Annotated in this window: 14 protein-coding genes; 12 read left to right on the plus strand and 2 right to left on the minus strand. The window is 62.6% G+C overall.

Features of this window, described 5'->3' with window-relative positions:
* Window positions 1-82 precede the first annotated feature (82 nt).
* From AC4FIJ_RS04410 to AC4FIJ_RS04465, 12 genes are all read left to right on the plus strand, one after another.
* Window positions 83-1,612, plus strand: a complete 1,530-nt coding sequence (locus AC4FIJ_RS04410) for an aldehyde dehydrogenase (NADP(+)) (RefSeq protein ID WP_490335508.1) — start codon at window positions 83-85, stop codon at window positions 1,610-1,612.
* A 69-nt stretch (window positions 1,613-1,681) separates the two neighbouring features.
* Window positions 1,682-2,677 carry an AraD1 family protein gene (araD1, locus tag AC4FIJ_RS04415; protein WP_490335509.1) on the plus strand — a complete coding sequence of 332 codons (996 nt, stop codon included), beginning with the start codon at window positions 1,682-1,684 and terminating at the stop codon, window positions 2,675-2,677.
* A gap of 5 nt (window positions 2,678-2,682) precedes the next feature.
* Window positions 2,683-3,609: a Gfo/Idh/MocA family protein gene (locus tag AC4FIJ_RS04420; RefSeq protein WP_490335510.1), complete on the plus strand. Its 927-nt coding sequence runs from the start codon at window positions 2,683-2,685 to the stop codon at window positions 3,607-3,609.
* Between the two features lie 22 nt (window positions 3,610-3,631).
* Entirely contained in the window at window positions 3,632-5,197 is a 1,566-nt protein-coding gene (locus tag AC4FIJ_RS04425; RefSeq protein WP_490335511.1) for an alpha-N-arabinofuranosidase, read from the plus strand.
* The gene (locus AC4FIJ_RS04430) at window positions 5,194-6,102 is read left to right on the plus strand and encodes a 2-dehydro-3-deoxygalactonokinase (RefSeq protein WP_490335512.1); all 909 of its coding nucleotides are present in this window, start codon (window positions 5,194-5,196) and stop codon (window positions 6,100-6,102) included. The genes AC4FIJ_RS04425 and AC4FIJ_RS04430 overlap by 4 nt, the downstream gene beginning before the upstream one ends.
* Entirely contained in the window at window positions 6,099-6,734 is a 636-nt protein-coding gene (locus tag AC4FIJ_RS04435) for a 2-dehydro-3-deoxy-6-phosphogalactonate aldolase (RefSeq protein ID WP_490335513.1), read from the plus strand. Before AC4FIJ_RS04430 ends, AC4FIJ_RS04435 begins: the two co-directional genes overlap by 4 nt.
* Window positions 6,734-7,756, plus strand: a complete 1,023-nt coding sequence (locus tag AC4FIJ_RS04440) for an arabinan endo-1,5-alpha-L-arabinosidase (RefSeq protein ID WP_490335514.1) — start codon at window positions 6,734-6,736, stop codon at window positions 7,754-7,756. Before AC4FIJ_RS04435 ends, AC4FIJ_RS04440 begins: the two co-directional genes overlap by 1 nt.
* A gap of 25 nt (window positions 7,757-7,781) precedes the next feature.
* Window positions 7,782-9,206, plus strand: coding sequence for a glycoside hydrolase family 43 protein (locus tag AC4FIJ_RS04445; RefSeq protein ID WP_490335515.1), 1,425 nt, complete (start codon window positions 7,782-7,784; stop codon window positions 9,204-9,206).
* Between the two features lie 263 nt (window positions 9,207-9,469).
* Window positions 9,470-12,343: a TonB-dependent receptor gene (locus AC4FIJ_RS04450; protein ID WP_490335516.1), complete on the plus strand. Its 2,874-nt coding sequence runs from the start codon at window positions 9,470-9,472 to the stop codon at window positions 12,341-12,343.
* A 747-nt stretch (window positions 12,344-13,090) separates the two neighbouring features.
* Window positions 13,091-14,053, plus strand: coding sequence for a hypothetical protein (locus AC4FIJ_RS04455; RefSeq protein WP_490335517.1), 963 nt, complete (start codon window positions 13,091-13,093; stop codon window positions 14,051-14,053).
* Between the two features lie 187 nt (window positions 14,054-14,240).
* Window positions 14,241-14,684, plus strand: a complete 444-nt coding sequence (locus AC4FIJ_RS04460) for a hypothetical protein (RefSeq protein ID WP_490335518.1) — start codon at window positions 14,241-14,243, stop codon at window positions 14,682-14,684.
* 117 nt (window positions 14,685-14,801) lie between these two features.
* On the plus strand, window positions 14,802-15,461 hold the full coding sequence (locus tag AC4FIJ_RS04465) for a hypothetical protein (RefSeq protein ID WP_490335519.1): 660 nt from the start codon (window positions 14,802-14,804) through the stop codon (window positions 15,459-15,461).
* 190 nt (window positions 15,462-15,651) lie between these two features.
* On the opposite strand, the gene AC4FIJ_RS04470 is transcribed toward AC4FIJ_RS04465, so the two are convergent.
* Together AC4FIJ_RS04470 and AC4FIJ_RS04475 are read right to left on the minus strand one after the other, a co-directional pair.
* Window positions 15,652-15,987 carry a hypothetical protein gene (locus AC4FIJ_RS04470; protein ID WP_490335520.1) on the minus strand — a complete coding sequence of 112 codons (336 nt, stop codon included), beginning with the start codon at window positions 15,985-15,987 and terminating at the stop codon, window positions 15,652-15,654.
* 478 nt (window positions 15,988-16,465) lie between these two features.
* Complete coding sequence (locus AC4FIJ_RS04475; RefSeq protein WP_490335521.1) at window positions 16,466-16,708, minus strand: hypothetical protein; 243 nt, start codon at window positions 16,706-16,708, stop codon at window positions 16,466-16,468.
* Between the last annotated feature and the right edge of the window lie 93 nt (window positions 16,709-16,801).

Consider the following 16,801-nt stretch of genomic DNA (forward strand, 5'->3'; position numbering starts at 1 on the left):
ATCAGTCCGGTGGACACGAAGGAACACAAAGATTGCGTTTAACGTGCGCCCGTAATATGTCGGAGTAAATAGGGAGATACCAATGAACGAATTTCGCTCCGTGATCGCCGAAACCGGCGAAGCCCATGGCGACCCCCTCACCGTCCATGGACCCGACGATGTCGCGGCCGCCTGCGCCGCAGCCGATGCCGCATTCGATAGCTATCGCGCGACCAGCAACGAGGAACGCGCCGCTTTCCTTGAGCGAATCGCCGACGAGATCATGGGTCTCGGCGATGCGCTGATCGATGCCTATACCCGCGAAAGCGGCCTGCCGCGCGGACGCGCCGAAGGCGAGCGTGGCCGCACCTGCGGACAGATGAAGATGTTCGCCGATGTCGTGCGCAAGGGTCAGTGGGAACAGATCCGCATCGATCCCGCCATGCCCGACCGTGCGCCCCTGCCCCGCCCCGATCTGCGCCTGCGCATGATCCCGGTCGGTCCGGTGGCGATCTTCGGCGCGTCCAACTTCCCGCTCGCCTTCTCCACCGCGGGCGGTGACACCGCTTCGGCGCTTGCGGCCGGTTGCCCGGTCGTCGTGAAGGGCCATCCGGCGCACCCCGAAACTGGCGGTCTTGTCGCCAGCGCCATCGCCAAGGCGGTTGCCGCCAGCGGCCTGCCCGAAGGCGTGTTCCAGCATCTGATGGGCCCCTCGAACGAGCTGGGCGCCGCGCTTGTGAAGGATCCGCGCATCATGGCGGTGGGCTTCACCGGTTCGCGCGCAGGCGGCCTTGCGCTGGCCAAGCTGGCGCAGGAACGTCCGGTGCCGATCCCGGTCTATGCCGAGATGTCGAGCATCAATCCCGTCATCCTGATGCCCTCGGCCCTCAAGGCGCGCGGATCGGACCTGGGCACGGCTTTCGTCGGTTCGCTAACCATGGGCGCGGGCCAGTTCTGCACCAATCCGGGCCTTGTCCTTGCCATCGAAGGCGACGGGATCGAGGAATTCATCACTGCGGCGAGCGGCGGCGTGTCCGAAGCCAAGCCGCAGACCATGCTCACCAAGGGCATCGCCGCGGCCTATGCCAAGGGCTTGGAAGTGCTGTCGGGCCTGCCCGGCGTCGACACGCTGGCCAAGGGCGAGGAAGGCAGCGTCACCACCGGCGGCACCGCGTTGTTCCAGACCTCGGCCGAGAAGTTCCTGGCCGAACCGGCGATCGCGCATGAAGTGTTCGGTTCGTCCTCGGTCATCGTTCGCTGCAAGGACGAGGCGGAACTGAAATCCGTGCTGGAGGCGCTGGAAGGACAGCTGACCGCGACGCTGCACATGGACGAGGCGGACGAGCCGATGGCCGCGCGCCTGATGCCCGTGCTGGAACGCCGCGTCGGACGCATCCTTGCCAATGGCTGGCCCACGGGTGTCGAGGTCTGCCACGCGATGGTGCATGGCGGTCCCTTCCCCTCGACCACCGACCCGCGGACCACGTCGGTCGGCAGCCTTGCCATCGACCGGTTCCTGCGTCCGGTCAGCTATCAGAACCTCGCCGCCTCGCTTCTGCCGCCCGAACTGCGCGACGAAGCCAAGGGTGACGGCATACCGCGCCTGATCGACGGCAAGCTGACCGTCGGCTGACAAGACCACCATCCTCGCGGCGCGCCCCGGCAACAAGGGGCGCGCCGTGACAGGGAGAGTACGACTGCAATGCCCTTTCTTCGCCTGCTTCAGCACCGCGCGGCCGACGGTTCGCGCTCTGTCATCCTTGCAGAGGACGACACGGCCCATTTCCTTGAAGGCGTCGGCTCGGTCCGCGAACTGGCGCTGCGCGCCATCGCAGCGGGCGACACGCTGGAGGCCGCGGCGCGCGCCTGCGGCATGGGCGCTTCGGTCGATATCGCCGCCGAACTGGCCGCCGGAAGGCTGCTGGCCCCGATCGACCACGAGGATCCGGCCCATTTGCTGATGACCGGCACGGGGCTGACGCATCTGGGTTCCGCCGAAGGGCGCGACAAGATGCACAAGGCCGCCGCCGCGGGCGAGAACGTCACCGATTCGATGCGCATGTTCCTGGAAGGGCTGGAAGGCGGCAAGCCGTCCGATGGCGCGGTGGGGCAGCAGCCGGAATGGTTCTACAAGGGTGACGGGTCGCAGCTGGTCGGGCCGGATCAACCACTCACCATGCCGTCCTTCGCGCAGGACGGCGGCGAGGAGCCGGAGCTGGCGGGCATCTATATCGTCGGCGATGACGGCACGCCCTACCGCCTTGGCGTCGCGCTGGCGAACGAGTTCAGCGACCACGTGACCGAGCGGCATAATTATCTGTGGCTTGCGCATTCGAAGTTGCGGCAGGCCGCGCTTGGACCCGAGCTGCTGCTGGGCACGCCGCCCAGCCATGTCGAGGGGACCAGCCGGATCCTGCGCGATGGTAAGACGATCTGGGAAATGCCGTTCCTGTCGGGCGAAACCAATATGTCGCACAGCCTTGGCAATCTGGAACATCATCATTTCAAATATGATCTGTTCTGCCGCCCCGGCGACATTCACGTCCATTTCTTCGGCACGGCCACGCTGTCGTTCAGCGACGGGATCGAGACGAAGGAAGGCGACGTGTTCGAGATCTCGGCCGCGCCCTTCGCGCTGCCCGTGTCCAACCGCCTGACCCGCGCCAGCGAGCGCGCGGTCAAGGTCAAGGTGCTGTAAGGGCCATGGAACCGATCCGTATCGCGCTTGTCGGCATCGGCAAGATCGCCCGCGACCAGCATATCCCCGCCATCGACGGCTCACCCGCCTTCAGCCTGGCCGCAACGGTCAGTCCGAACCACAAGGGGCCGGAGGGGATTGCGCATCACGCCAGCCTTGACGAATTGCTGGAAAAAGGGCCCGCGATCGACGCGGTCGCGCTCTGCACCCCGCCGCAGGTTCGTTATGATCTTGCAGTTCAGGCGCTGAAGCGCGGGGTTCACGTCTTCCTCGAAAAACCGCCGGGTGCGACCTTGTCCGAAGTCGTCGCCCTGCGCGACCGCGCCGACAAGGTAGGGGTCACGCTGTTCGCATCGTGGCATTCGCGTTTTGCCGCGGGCGTGGCCCCGGCCCGCGCATGGCTGTCGGACCGCACGGTGCAGAAGGTGTCCATCGTCTGGCGAGAGGACGTGCGCGTCTGGCATCCCGGACAGGACTGGATCTGGGAGCCGGGCGGTCTTGGCGTGTTCGATCCCGGCATCAACGCGCTGTCGATCCTGACCCATATCATGCCGCGCCCCGTCTTCATGAAGAGCGCGGCGCTGTGCATCCCTGAAAATCGCGCGGCGCCCATCGCGGCCGATATCCAGTTCAGCGATACCGCCGGCGCGCCGATCCACATGGATCTCGACTGGCGGCAGACCGGGCCGCAAAGCTGGGACATCGTGGTCGAGACCGATGCGGGCACGCTGAAGCTGTCGCAAGGCGGGGCCGTGCTGACCCTGCCTTCGGGTACCGAGCATAACGAGGACCTGGAATATCCGGGCCTCTATTCACGTTTCGCCAATCTGATCCGCGGCGGGCGCAGCGATGTCGATATCGACCCGTTCCGCCTTGTCGCCGACGCGTTCCTGCGCGGCCACCGGCAGATTGTCGAACCGTTCCACGACTGATCCGCCGGGAGGGGACAGAACAATGATCAAGACCATTCGCAATACCGCCGCCGCCATGCTTCTTGGTGCGACGGCGCTGTCGGCCCCTGCGCTGGCCGATACCAATGGACAGCCGACCACCGCCAGCATCGATGCCGATGCCGAAGGGCCCGTCTATGACAAGGCGATGTTCACCCAGTTCGCCGAGCATCTGGGCACGGGCATCTATGGCGGCCTGTGGGTCGGCAAGGATAGCGAGATCCCCAACACCAACGGGTTTCGCAACGACGTGGTCGGCGCGCTGCGCGATCTGTCAGTGCCGGTGATCCGCTGGCCGGGCGGCTGCTTTGCCGACGAATATCACTGGCGCGAGGGCATCGGCCCGCAAAACGAGCGTCCGGTCAAGGTCAACACCCATTGGGGCGGCGTGACCGAGCCCAACGAAGTCGGCACGCATGAATTCTTCGAGCTTGTCCGGCAGGTCGGCGCGGAGGCCTATGTCGCGGGCAATGTCGGCAACGGCACGCCGCAGGAAATGGCGGAATGGGTCGAATACATGACCGCCCCTGCCGGAACGCTGGCCGATCTGCGCGCCGAGAACGGCCATCCCGAACCCTGGGACGTGCCCTATTTCGGCATCGGTAACGAGCTGTGGGGTTGCGGGGGCAACATGCGGCCCGAATATGCCGCCGACGTCACGCGCCGCTATGCGACCTTCATCAAGGCCCCCGCCGATACCAAGATCCTGAAGATTGCCGCGGGCGCCAATAACGACGATTACAACTGGACCGAGACCATGGTGCGGGTCGCGGGCAATATGCTCGACGGCTTGTCGCTGCATTACTACACCCTGCCCGAAGGCGGCTGGCCGCCCAAGGCAGACCCCGTCAATTTCGACGAGACCGGCTGGGCCGATACGCTGGCGGCCACCTGGCGCATGGACGAGTTCATTGCCGGCCACAGCGCCGCGATGGACAAGCACGATCCGGAAAAGCGCCTGTTCCTTGCCGTGGACGAATGGGGCGCGTGGTATGCGCAGGATCCCGGCACGCATCCGGGCTTTCTGCGGCAGCAGAACACGATGCGCGACGCGCTGATCGCGGCGATCAACCTCGACATTTTTGCCAAGCATGCCGACCGGGTGCGCATGTCGGCCATCGCACAGATGGTGAACGTGCTGCAGGCGATGATCTTTACCGAGGGCGACCAGATGGTGCTGACGCCCACCTATCACGTGTTCGAGATGTACAAGCCGTGGCAGGACGCCACCGTGCTTCCCATCGCAATCGACACGCCGACCTATAGCCATGGCGAGTTTTCGCTTCCGGCGGTCAGCGGTTCGGCGGTTCGGGCCAGGGACGGCAAGGTTCACGTGGGCCTGTCGAATGCCGATCCCGACGAAGCGAACAGCGTGACCATCGATCTGGACGGGCTGGATGCGTCGCGCGTCACGGGCCGGATCCTGACCGCGCCCGCGATCAATTCGCACAACAGCTTCGACAATCCGGAAGCGGTGAAGCCTGCAAGCTTCAGCGCGGCGCGGATCCGGAACGGCAAGCTGTCGGTCACGCTGCCTGCCAAGTCGGTCGTCGTCCTCGAACTGCAATGAGCGGGGACCATGTCCTCGGCGACTGGGGCACCAGCCGTCTGCGGCTCTACCGCATGCGCGGTGGAGCCGTGACGGCGCGGCTTCAGGGACCGGGGATCGGGGGGTTGGCCGACCCCCCGGCAGCCGTGCTAACCGGATTGCTGGAGCAATGGCTGCAGGAGGGCTCGCTGGAAGGCGGGGTCATCCTGTGCGGCATGGCGGGGGCAAAGGGCGCGCTGGTCGAGGCCGGTTATGCCCCCTGCCCCGCCGGTCGCGGGTCGTGGCTGCAATCGCGGTCGATGTTGACCGTGGCAGGCCTGCCCGTCGCCGTTCTGCCGGGACTGAGCCATCGGGGCGCAGACGGCGTTCCCGACGTCATGCGGGGCGAGGAAACGCAGGTTTTCGGCGCAACGGCCCTGCATCCTGAGCTGGCGGAGGGCGAGCATCTGATCGCGCTGCCCGGCACGCATTGCAAATGGGTGCGGCTGAAGGATGGCGACATCACCGGCTTTTCGACATGGCCGACCGGGGAATTGTTCGCGCTTCTGTCTGAGCAATCGACATTGGCCGGGCCTGTCGATGGCGGCAGCGGCGAATTCGACGAGGGGTTCGAGCGGGGGCTTGCCCGGCGGGCCGATCCGGTGCCTGCTGCACTGTTCGAGGCGCGGGCCGCGCGCATGGTCGATGGCAGGTCGCAGGCGTGGTCGCGCGGCTATCTGTCGGGGGTGTTGATCGGTTCGGAAATGTCCGCGCTGTCGCCGCAGGACACGGTGGTCACGCTAATTGGAGAGGCCGCGCTGGTGTCGCTTTACGAACGAGCGCTGGCGGCGATGGGCCGTGCGGTGCAGCGCGTGGACGCCGAAGCTGCGGTGATCGCGGGGCTGGAACTGGCGCGCCGTGCCGCTCAGGGAGAACAGATCGCATGAGGCTGCAGGACGCACTGGATGCAGGAGCGCCGCCGATCGTCGCGATCCTGCGCGGCATAAGGACCGACGAATCCGCCGAAATTGCCGAGGCGCTGGTCTCTGCCGGTATTCGCCTGATCGAGGTGCCGTTCAATTCGCCCGATCCGGCCGGTTCGATTGCCGCCATGGTCGATGCGGTCGGCGAACAGGCTGCCATCGGCGGGGGCACGGTCGTCGCCAAACCCATGGCCGAAGCGCTGGCGGCGGCGGGCGGCAGCTTCATGGTGTCGCCCAATATCGATCCCGACGTCATCGCGCGGGCCAGGGAACTAGGCCTCGACCTGCTGCCCGGATTTCTCACCCCGACAGAGGCTTTCGCGGCAGTCGGCGCAGGTGCACGGGATCTCAAGATCTTTCCCGGTTCGGTGCTGGGCAGCCATTACGTAAAGGCGGTCGGCGAAGTGCTGCCTGCCGATGTGCGCCTGTGGGCCGTGGGCGGTGTTGGCGCGGCCAATATTGCGGAATATCGCGCCGCGGGCGTGTTCGGGATCGGCGCTGGCGGCAGCCTCTATCGCCCCGGCGACGATGCCTCCGCCGTTGCCGCCAAGGCACGCGCGCTGGTCGAAGCGTGGAATGCAGTGGAAGGATCCTGATGTCTGTGCTTTCGAAAATCACCCCCCTGCTCGCGCTCTCGGCTCTGGCGCTGACGGCGCCTGCCGCGGCGCAGGACGATGCGGCGGGCACCACGCTGAACGACAGGCTGTCGGGCGATCTCATCACCCACGACCCGGTCATCATCCGCGAGGACGATACCTATTACGTCTTCACCACGGTCGGCCGCTATATCGGGATCAAGACCTCGCCCGATCTGGAACACTGGACCAATGCGGGTGCGGTGTTCGAGGAGATCCCGGCGTGGGCGAAAGAGGCCGTTCCGGGGACCGAGGGCATCTGGGCGCCCGACATCGCCTTTGTCGATGGCGAGTACCGGCTGTATTATTCCATCAGCACCTTCGGATCGAACCGGTCGGCCATCGGCCTTGCGACCAACAAGACGCTGGACCCTGATGCGAAGGATTATCGCTGGGAGGATCAGGGCATGGTCGTCATGTCCACGAAGAACAGCGATTTCAATGCGATCGACCCCAATCTGATCGTCGATGCCGAAGGGCGCCACTGGCTGGCGCTGGGCAGTTTCTGGTCGGGGATCAAGCTGTTTCCGCTGAACCCCGAAACCGGCAAGCCGGAACCGGGGGCGGAGCCCTATTCCATCGCGCGCAGGCTGGGTGTCGAAGGCGGCCCTAACCCGATCGAGGCGCCTTTCATTTTCCGGCACGACGGCTGGTACTACATGCTCAACTCGTTCGACTATTGCTGCAAGGGCGTGAACAGCACCTATTACACCGTGGTCGCGCGGTCGCGGAACGTCACCGGGCCCTATCGCGGCAAGGACGGGACCGAGGCGATGATGGGCGGCGGCACGATCTTCCTGCGCGCCGATCTGCAGGAGAAGGAGCGCTTTCGCGGCCCCGGCCACGCAGGCTTCTTCACCGACGAGGATGGCACCAGCTATGTCGTCTATCACGCCTATGACAAGGATGCCGATGGCGCGCCCAAGCTGCGCATCGCGCCGATCCGCTGGGGCGAGGACGGCTGGCCCGTCGCCGAATACTGATCACTAACAAGACCGGAGAGGTTTCATGTCGTTCAAACTTTCGCGCAGGGCCTTTGCCGCCAGCGCCGCGCTTGTCCCGATTGCCTGCACGAATGCGGGGCCGATGCGCTCGGCGGCTTCGACGGGGGCGGACCCGGACAAGCGGATCGTCAATCCGCTGATCAAGAACCGCGCCGATGCGCAGATCTTCCGGCACGACGACGGTTTCTACTACATGACCGGATCGGTGCCCGAATACGACCGGCTGGTGCTGCGACGCGCGCGCACCATCGCCGGGCTGACCGATGCCGAGGAGCGCGTGTTGTGGCGCCATCAGGACACCGGGCCGATGTCGGGCTTCCTCTGGGCGCCGGAGCTGCATCTGGTCGATGGCCGCTGGATCGTCTATTTCGCGGCGGGCCCCAGCGGCGGCGGCGAGGACGTGTTCCGTATCCGCACCTATGCCGTGGTCTGCGACGGCAGCGATCCGATGAGCGGCAACTGGTCGGTGCTGGGCGAGTTCAAGGGGCCGTGGGACAGCTTCAACCTCGATTCCACGATCTTCTATCACAACGGCACACGCTATTTCGCATGGGCGCAGCGCGAGCCGGGGATCGAGACCAATTCCAACATCTATATCGCGCCGATGGCCTCGCCGCTGACGCTGGCGGCAGCGCCCGCGCGGCTTTCGGTGCCCGAGCTGGACTGGGAGATCCGCGGCTTCAAGGTGAACGAGGCGCAGGCGATCCTGCAGCGCAACGGCAAGATCTTCATGACCTATTCGGCCAGCGCGACCGACGACCGCTATGTGCTGGGCCTGCTGACGGCCGATGCCGATGCGAACATCATGGACCCGGGCGCATGGACCAAGTCGCAGCAGCCGGTGTTCCAGACCAGCGTGGCGACCAGCGTCTATGGCCCCGGTCACAACAGCTTTACCGTGGATGAGAACGGCCATGACATGCTGGTCTATCATGGGCGCGACTACAAGGAGATCGAGGGCGATCCGCTGTTCAATCCCGACCGTCACACGCGGGTCCAGCGCCTCTATTACGACCGCGAGGGCAATCCGGATTTCGGCGTGCCGGTCGGCAATGGCCCCCTGCCCGACCGCTATGGCGTGCCGGACCGCGAATGGACCTTCCTGGCGCATCAGGGCCAGTCCCTGATGACGGGCGATGCGCCGCTGCCCAATACGCAATTTCGCGCGTGGCCTGAACAGGGTGACGCGATCCGCCTGTCGCCCATCCTGCTGCGCGACCAGCACCTTTTTGTCGGCGAAAACGGAGTCGTTTCGATCGGCACGGCAGCGCGCGCGGGCAGCGACATGTTCCGCCATGTGCCCGGACCGGTCGAGGGGACGGTGCGGATCGAATCCCTCGCCTTTCCGGGTCAGGCACTGGCCCGTAGCGGCAGCGGCATCGCGCTTGCCGCCATTGATAGCGGTAACACGGTCTGGACGCTGGGCTGACTGGCGTAAACTCAGACAATTACCCGGGTGGCGCCATCAGGTCTGTGTATTCGTGATAGCGGTAACATCATGGGCAAGATTGGCTGAAACGTGCGGGTTATACGGACAAATCGGGACGGCCGTCGCAGTATTGCAACAGCGACGGCAGTTTTGACACCGCGCGCCAAAATTTCCTCTTGCATGTTATAACTCCGACAAATAACAGGACCCATCAGGTTAGAAAGAGGCATGGTATCGACCAGCCTCGATGGGAGGGTAGTGTCATGGCGCTCAAGCCAATCGCATTGTGTACCGCATCCGTTTTCGCTCTGGGCTTCGCGGGTATCGTCCATGCGCAAGACGCCGCGCCCGGCGACTTGCCGACAACTGACTCGCAGGCCGGCGACACCAGCGGGCCGCCCGCCGATGACGTGATCGTGGTCACGGGCGTCAAGGCGTCGATCATCGGCGCGCTGGATGTGCGTCGCGAATCCGTGCAGATCGTCGACTCGGTCGTGGCCGAGGATGTCGGCAAATTGCCGGACAACAACGTGGTCGAGGCGCTGCAGCGCGTGACCGGTATCCAGGTCACCGACCGTGCCGGCGGCGAGACCGCCTTCATCACCATTCGCGGCCTGCCCGATCCGGTTACCACCTGGAACGGGCGCAACATCTTTACCGCGGGCGGCACCTCGTTCGCGCTGCAGGATATTTCGGCCAACCTCGTCAGGCAGATCGACGTCTACAAGACGCGTTCGGCGGACCAGCTCGAATTCGGACTTGCCGGACAGATCGACGTGCAGACGCGCCGCCCGTTCGACTTCGACGGGTTCACCGTGTCGGGCCTCGCCCGCGGCATCTACAGCGAGCTGGCGGACGAGTTCAATCCGAACGTCGCGCTGCTGGTCAGCGATACGTGGGACACCGACATCGGCGAAATCGGCGTGCTGGTGAACGGCAGCTACACCAAGTACAAATATCGCAACATGAACGTGCAGGCGGGCGCGATGGTGCCCTTCGCGACCGAGAACCCGCCCGAGGGTTCGAACCTGTTGCCGCTTGAGCGCATCTTCCCCAGTAACAACCCCGAATTCGCCAGCTGGACGCCGGGGCTGAACGCAGGGCTTCCCACCGCCCCCGGCTCAACCTTCAACTATGGGCCCGATGGCGGGGTCGAGGTTCCCTATTACCTGTCGCGTGACGCGGTCATCAGCTCGGACCTCTATGGCGAGCGTGAGCGTCCTTCGGTCAACGCGGCGCTGCAATGGGCGCCGAACGGCAGCTCGGTCTATACGGCCGAGTTCTATTACACCGGCTTCCGCGGCAACACGTTCAACTCGCTGTTCTTCAATTTCGCCGACTGGTGGAACGCGCTGGGTCCGAACCCTGCCGAGACGTTCGAGCTGTATGAAGGCACCAATATCATCAAGTCGCGCCAGGTCGGCGATGTCTATGGCTTCAACAGCGGCGACTATGGCACCGCCAAGACCGACAGCTATGTCTATGCGGTAAACGGCGCGTGGGATCTGGGCAATCACGGCCAGATCACCGCCGATCTTGCCTATCAGGACAGCACCAACGAAACCTCGTTCATCGCGGTTCGCACCGATCACGCCGGTTTCAGGCAGGACATCGACGTCGATTTCAACGCTGGCGGCGGCATTCCTTCCTACAGCTTCAGCGATCCCGATCTGCACACCGATCCCTCGCGCTGGTTCGTGCGCGACCTGTTCGACAATGCGAACCGGGCCGAAGGCAGCGCATGGACCTTCATGCTCGACGGTTACTACGAGTTCGACGAAGGCTTCTTCCGCCGCGTCAAGGCGGGCTTCCGCTTCGACGACCGCGACACCAGCACATTTGTGCGCGAACAGGGCGCGGGCGGTCTGGGCATCAGCCTGGCCGAGCTGGGCGAGCAGTACCAGTTCACCAACAAGGGCTTCTATGACGGCAAGGCCGATGTGCCGACCAGCTGGGTGCTGGCCGACGGTCCCGCGATCTATGAAAACCGCGATGCGATCCGCCAGCTCTATCAGCCGAACAATCCCAATATCCTTCTGTCGGACCAGCTGACGTTCGACCGGGTGTTCGACATCAACGAAGTGACCATGTCGGCCTATCTTCTGGCCGATGGCGAGGTCGACATCTTTGGTCGTCCGCTGCTGGTTCAGGGCGGTGCGCGGCTTGTCGCGATCGACACCGACTACAACTACTTCGACCGTCTCAACAATTTCGCCGAGAGCAATGTCTCGACGAACCAGATGAAGGTGCTGCCCAGCTTTACCCTGCGGTATGAAGTCACGCCCGACGTGCGCCTGCGCTTCAACTATGGCGAAACGCTGCGCCGCCCGGCATTCGGCGATCTCAACCCCAATGTCGCGCTGGTGGGCGATCTCTCGCGCCTCGGCTTCGGCACGGGCAGCGCGGGCAATCCCGAGCTGAGGGCCACCGAGTCCAAGAACTTCGACCTTGCGCTGGAATGGTATTTCGATCGCAGCAGCGCGATCACCCTCACCGCCTTCCGCCGCGAGATCGACGGGCTGGTCGTTCCGCTGACGCAGCTGGAATTCATTCCCGACAATCCGATCGTTGGCGACACCGCGACCGATTTCTTCCAGATCACCCGCCCGTCGAACGCATCGGACGGCTGGCTGCAGGGTCTGGAACTGGGGCTGACCTATTTCCCCGACTATCTGCCGGGTCTTCTCGACGGTCTGGGTTTCCAGGGCAGCGTCACCTATCTCGATTCCGAGCAGACGATCCCCGACACCGATGTCGACGGCAATCTGACCGAGACCGAGTCGCAGTTCTTCAACGTGTCCAAGTTCTCGTACAACGCGACGCTGGCCTATGACCGCGGTCCGATCGGTGCGCGCCTGTCCTATGTATGGCGCGACGGCTTCCTGCGCTTCAACGAGGCGCGGGCCTTCGCCAACCCGATCGGCATGTGGCGCCGGCCCGAGGACAGCCTGGACTTCCAGCTGACCTGGGACGTGACGCAGGATGTCGCGCTGACCTTCGACGCGGTGAACCTGACCAAGTCGAGGCAGCAGGAATACTACAAATACGCAGACGCGGGTAATCCCGAGCAGTTCAACACCAATTCGCTGCTGCTCGACCGTACATTCGCGCTGGGCGTGCGGTTTACCTTCGACTGATCCGAACCCGGCCGGGCGTGGCCATGCGGCCCTGCCCGGCCCGTCGTCGGCGGCTGCCTGCCGGGCAATCCGCTCCCTCTCTCCCGTCCGGAAGGGGCCGCCGATGTCGCACGGACAGAAGGGTCAAGGCGCGCTGCCGGAATGGATCGAGCCTGCCCGCCGCGATCTTGCTCGCGGCGGGCGTTTCCGGAAACGCCGGCCCTTCTGTCCGCGCAAGGGAATTGATCGGGGGCAGCCGCTGCCACCGGATTTGACGGCGGAATAGGGTCTGGCCGGGCCGCCGGGCTCCCGCCGCTCTATCCGACGCCAATGAACGACGTCCGCAAGTGGGTGGCCCCATTTCGGGATAGGCCCAATCGACGCCCGCATCCTATCGCCAGTGCGCGCGCAATCATGCCCCGAGCGATCCGGCTGGCCGAATTCACGGTGGCGACCTCCGACCATCGGGGCACGATCCTACCGTCAGCAAAGGGGAGCGGCGCGCGGGTTTCGATAGATCGGGAAAATGGCTGGGGCGGCAGGATTCGAACCTGCGCATGCCGGTACCAAAAACCCGCCTTCAGCGCTGATTTTGTTGCCGAACTTTGCGGAACGCCAATTTTCGTGAGCACGATAAATCAATAACTTATAAGAGAAGTGCGGAACAGAACCGTCGAAAACTCTTTAGCAAGACTCGACTCTCTAGGACCGTTCGCATGATCCCCCTCATCGACTATGGACCTACAGTAATCCTGCCCCGGGGGGAGCATGACGCCAAACAACGAGCGAGAAGTCGTTCAGTTTACCGTCCACCTGAACACGACACCGCAGGGCCGCTTCGGAGATATCGAAGATTTAGCCGAACAGATCGTGGACGATGCTAAATCAGGTATCTGCGTCAAACTGATCGATGCTGGGCGCCTCCAGATCGGACTGTCTGATGCCAAGGTCGTAAAGCTGCCGGATGGCGGCAAGGCTCTGGCGATGCTGTTCGATCTGACTGATCCCAACGCTTCGGTTGCGGCAAATCGCCACATGCAGACTAGGAAGATCAGGACTTTTGACAAGGAAGAGGGCGAAGGCAGAGCAGTTTCTGCTCATATGCTTCTGGCGCTGAACCCAATCGACAATTCGAACCGCTTCAGGGCACTTCTCGAAGTTTCAATCGGTCTCGGACAGAGCCGGGTCAAGCCTCATCTTCAACGGATCATCCGTCGCATCTTCAGCGAGAAGGGATACATGGTCGAGGATGCAGACGGCAATGAGGTTGTCGCGCAGCCGAGCTTTGGCATGTTCGCCGTGCGGTCGGATCGTCTGAAGCAGGAGATCGAAGCAGCTGAAATTGCCGAACTAGTTTTGATCCAAGCGTCTGTTCCCCAGGGTGAGTTCGACCCTCCGGATGTGATCGACGTTCGAAGACGCGAGATGAGGTTGAAGGTTCACAAAGACGCTGCAACTCGCGCAGCCGAAGTTCTCGGCAAAATCAAACCTTGGGCTCGAGATCAAGGCTACGATCAAATATATGTTCGCTGGAAGCCCGGTCCTGATGAGACGTCACTTGTGGGCTCGGCTCAAGGATCCTACAATCGAGCGAAGATCGATCTCCGGAACAAAGACATCGGGGAAACGCTCTTCGCAAGACGTCATTTCATAACGCTGCAGAGCGAAATGATCGATTGTGTGGAAGATATCCGAGACGATATGATCCATGCGATGATCGACTTGATTTGAGTCCGCACACCACAGGTGGATATTGAGCCCTCTCCTCTCCCCCCTACGGTATCTGACGATCCGGCACGGATGGTGGGTCAGATATAACCTGGTGTTTCCGGGAATTGGCGGAATTTGCCTCGCAGCGGTGGCAGTAGCATCGCCCGCACGGGGGTTGGTCTTCGGAGGTGCTGGGCTACTTAATGCTTTGGAACCGCTGCTGGCGATCGTAGGAGGCTTCTTTGTCGCCGCGCTCACCTTAGTCACCTCAGACCGCAGTGACGTTCTGAAAGCGCCGGTGGGTGGTCAGAACCCGCCGCGCCTCAAAGGCGAGGTGCTAAGTCGGCGACGATTCCTTGCCTTCCTGTTCGGATACCTAGCTTTTTCATCATTCGCGCTTTTGGGGGTTTCTGTATTGTCGACGCTCCTCGCTGCGATTGCAAAGGCTTGGCTCTCCGAATCGCTATTGGCTATCGTTGAGAATACCGGCGCAGCATTCGTCGGCGGTTGGCTAGCTCACATCGCGATCACCACGCTCCTGGGCCTCTACTATTTTACCGAACGCCTCCAGGTTTCGGATCGACGGGTTCGTATGGGCAAGAGTTCCGAAACGCATCAGAAAGATAAGGCAGCACCAGACGCCGCTGGCTAGGAGTAGTCTCAATTGACGAGAACGAAAGACTAGCAATTCTGCCCGGTCCCGTTCCCTCAACATTTACCGATTCTACATGACTTCGGCGGATGATCACGGCCTACTCAGGCTAGGGATATGCGTGTGAACTTCATTAAGACGCTGATGACAAAAGCAGCGCAGGACAAAGCCGCAAGGCTCGATATTCTCGAAATCACCGAGGGGTGGAGCGCTGGCGAATTCGGCACGAGCTTCACGCGCAAGAGTTCGCTCTATACCTGGGCCACCATTGGCGCCGCTCTTATTGCACTTTCGCTGATAACGGCTTCGGAACACAACGCAGATGATGCTTTCAAAGTGCTGGCGATGTTCGCGGCGGGGATGCTTATTGTCGTGATAGCGCCGCTGATGCACTACTACATGCAGGAGAAATGGCGCCTGATCGCTGAGGCCAAAGATCGACTGGCAGCCGATCCACAGGTACATGCCGAGTACCTGGCTGCCGCAGAACGACTGGAAGCTTTGAACGCAGCCCGCGCTCAAGCAGCAGCAGCCGAGGCAGCAGAGATGCAGTCCGCTGCAGCTCAGGCTCAAATTTGCGCCGCCAATGCACAAGCCCAGGCTGCCAAGATTGAGATGAAGTCTGCCCTCACCTCACGCGACAGAAGTAGGCTGGAAAACGAAATTCGCTCGGCAACATCGACGATAGAAATTAAGCAACGCCACGGAAGCGATGCCACGGCAGCCAAGACCCGGCTCGCAATCGCGCAGGCCAAACTTGCGAGCGGGAAGAAGTAACCTTGCCCGTGCGGCAGAGATGCTCCGCCGGACGCCTTCCAAGGTCTGCGGTAATTCTGCTCTTCCCGACCACTACAATGCCATTGAAACGGCGTCGGCGGAGAAGCGCAGAAACCCGCGTTTTTTAAATGCCGCAGCTTGAGAACGGCACATGAACAACGCCGCCTCTTGCGCGAGTTTTACCGCAGTTTTACCGCGCGTTCGACTGAGCGAATTCCGAGAACTGGTTGCCACCGATCGGTACGACGCCAATGTCCTTGCCAAAATCGAAGAGAGCGACGATGAGTGCGGCACAATTCAGATCCGCTGCAATTCGACCAGCATCGACAGCACTTCCAAGCGGCTTCGCCTCGTCTGGTCGCTCGGTAAATATCCGCAAAGCTGACCCTCTGGTCTCATCAGTCCCCATGTAGAAGGTGCCGTTGTCAGGGCATTGGACAGACCATCCGATAAACGGAGTTTCCTCTGGAAGATTGAGGTCCATCAGCAACTGATCAGGCGTAGGCGCGGCACCGATGATTTCCATGTAAGTCTCCTAATTCGGACTAACATGGCCACTTCTCAATGATTTACGAGCGGCTATCGGCAGAACGAGCCTTTTCGGACATCGATCGACCTTGACCTGCCGGATGGTCGATGCGAGACGCTCCGCAGGAAAAGCTTTTCCTGGTCAAGGAGCCGCCCTGCTCACCCCGAACAGGGCGGCTCATCCTTTGAGCAATGGCATGAAGCTGAAGCTGGAATTCGCCGCCCTGCTGCTATCAACGCTGGTCTTCCTTGCCTGGTCGATCGAGCAGATCGTGGCATTTCTGACGCTGGCTTGAGATTGCTTCCATGATCAGCCCATTATTTATCTTGAGTTTGCTCGCCTTCATAATTGGGGGTTATCTCGCTATAGCCTTCGATCTGCCCAAGGCGTACCGCAGCAAGCAAGACGCTGTGAATGCAATTGGCGCCATTCTCCTCGTTGGCGGCTTCCTAGGCATGGCGTGGGCAGCGCTCGCTTAACGCACGTTGCTGATAATTTCCGGCATGGCGGCGCTGATCTTCGCACCCCGCGCACCACAAAAGCCGCAGCGCAACTTCGGCTCCAGCCTCTCGACATCGTAAGGCAGTCGTCGTTTCTGCAACATGACGATCATCTCGAACGGCGACCAATCGACCTTCCGTCCGCAGCTGCAGCTGACACGCACCTTGTACCCGTGACGCGCGAATTCATTGATCGAATCGAGTTTTGTCCGGCCCATGCCTCCTGCTGGAACGGATGAGGAACAAATTCAAGCTTCAGAACAGCCCTAGGAACTTCGGCCGGACAGTTTCCACCGCCGCCCTATCACGCG

This window comes from Croceicoccus sp. (assembly GCF_983967925.1).

Coding starts and splice junctions, on each gene's coding strand:
- AC4FIJ_RS04420 (WP_490335510.1), top strand. CDS start 2,683: ATGGAACCGATCCGTATCGCGCTTGTCGGCATCGGCAAGATCGCCCGC.
- AC4FIJ_RS04455 (WP_490335517.1), top strand. CDS start 13,091: ATGACGCCAAACAACGAGCGAGAAGTCGTTCAGTTTACCGTCCACCTG.
- AC4FIJ_RS04445 (WP_490335515.1), top strand. CDS start 7,782: ATGTCGTTCAAACTTTCGCGCAGGGCCTTTGCCGCCAGCGCCGCGCTT.
- AC4FIJ_RS04430 (WP_490335512.1), top strand. CDS start 5,194: ATGAGCGGGGACCATGTCCTCGGCGACTGGGGCACCAGCCGTCTGCGG.
- AC4FIJ_RS04440 (WP_490335514.1), top strand. CDS start 6,734: ATGTCTGTGCTTTCGAAAATCACCCCCCTGCTCGCGCTCTCGGCTCTG.
- AC4FIJ_RS04450 (WP_490335516.1), top strand. CDS start 9,470: ATGGCGCTCAAGCCAATCGCATTGTGTACCGCATCCGTTTTCGCTCTG.
- AC4FIJ_RS04435 (WP_490335513.1), top strand. CDS start 6,099: ATGAGGCTGCAGGACGCACTGGATGCAGGAGCGCCGCCGATCGTCGCG.
- araD1 (WP_490335509.1), top strand. CDS start 1,682: ATGCCCTTTCTTCGCCTGCTTCAGCACCGCGCGGCCGACGGTTCGCGC.
- AC4FIJ_RS04470 (WP_490335520.1), bottom strand. CDS start 15,987: ATGGAAATCATCGGTGCCGCGCCTACGCCTGATCAGTTGCTGATGGAC.
- AC4FIJ_RS04425 (WP_490335511.1), top strand. CDS start 3,632: ATGATCAAGACCATTCGCAATACCGCCGCCGCCATGCTTCTTGGTGCG.
- AC4FIJ_RS04465 (WP_490335519.1), top strand. CDS start 14,802: ATGCGTGTGAACTTCATTAAGACGCTGATGACAAAAGCAGCGCAGGAC.
- AC4FIJ_RS04475 (WP_490335521.1), bottom strand. CDS start 16,708: ATGGGCCGGACAAAACTCGATTCGATCAATGAATTCGCGCGTCACGGG.
- AC4FIJ_RS04410 (WP_490335508.1), top strand. CDS start 83: ATGAACGAATTTCGCTCCGTGATCGCCGAAACCGGCGAAGCCCATGGC.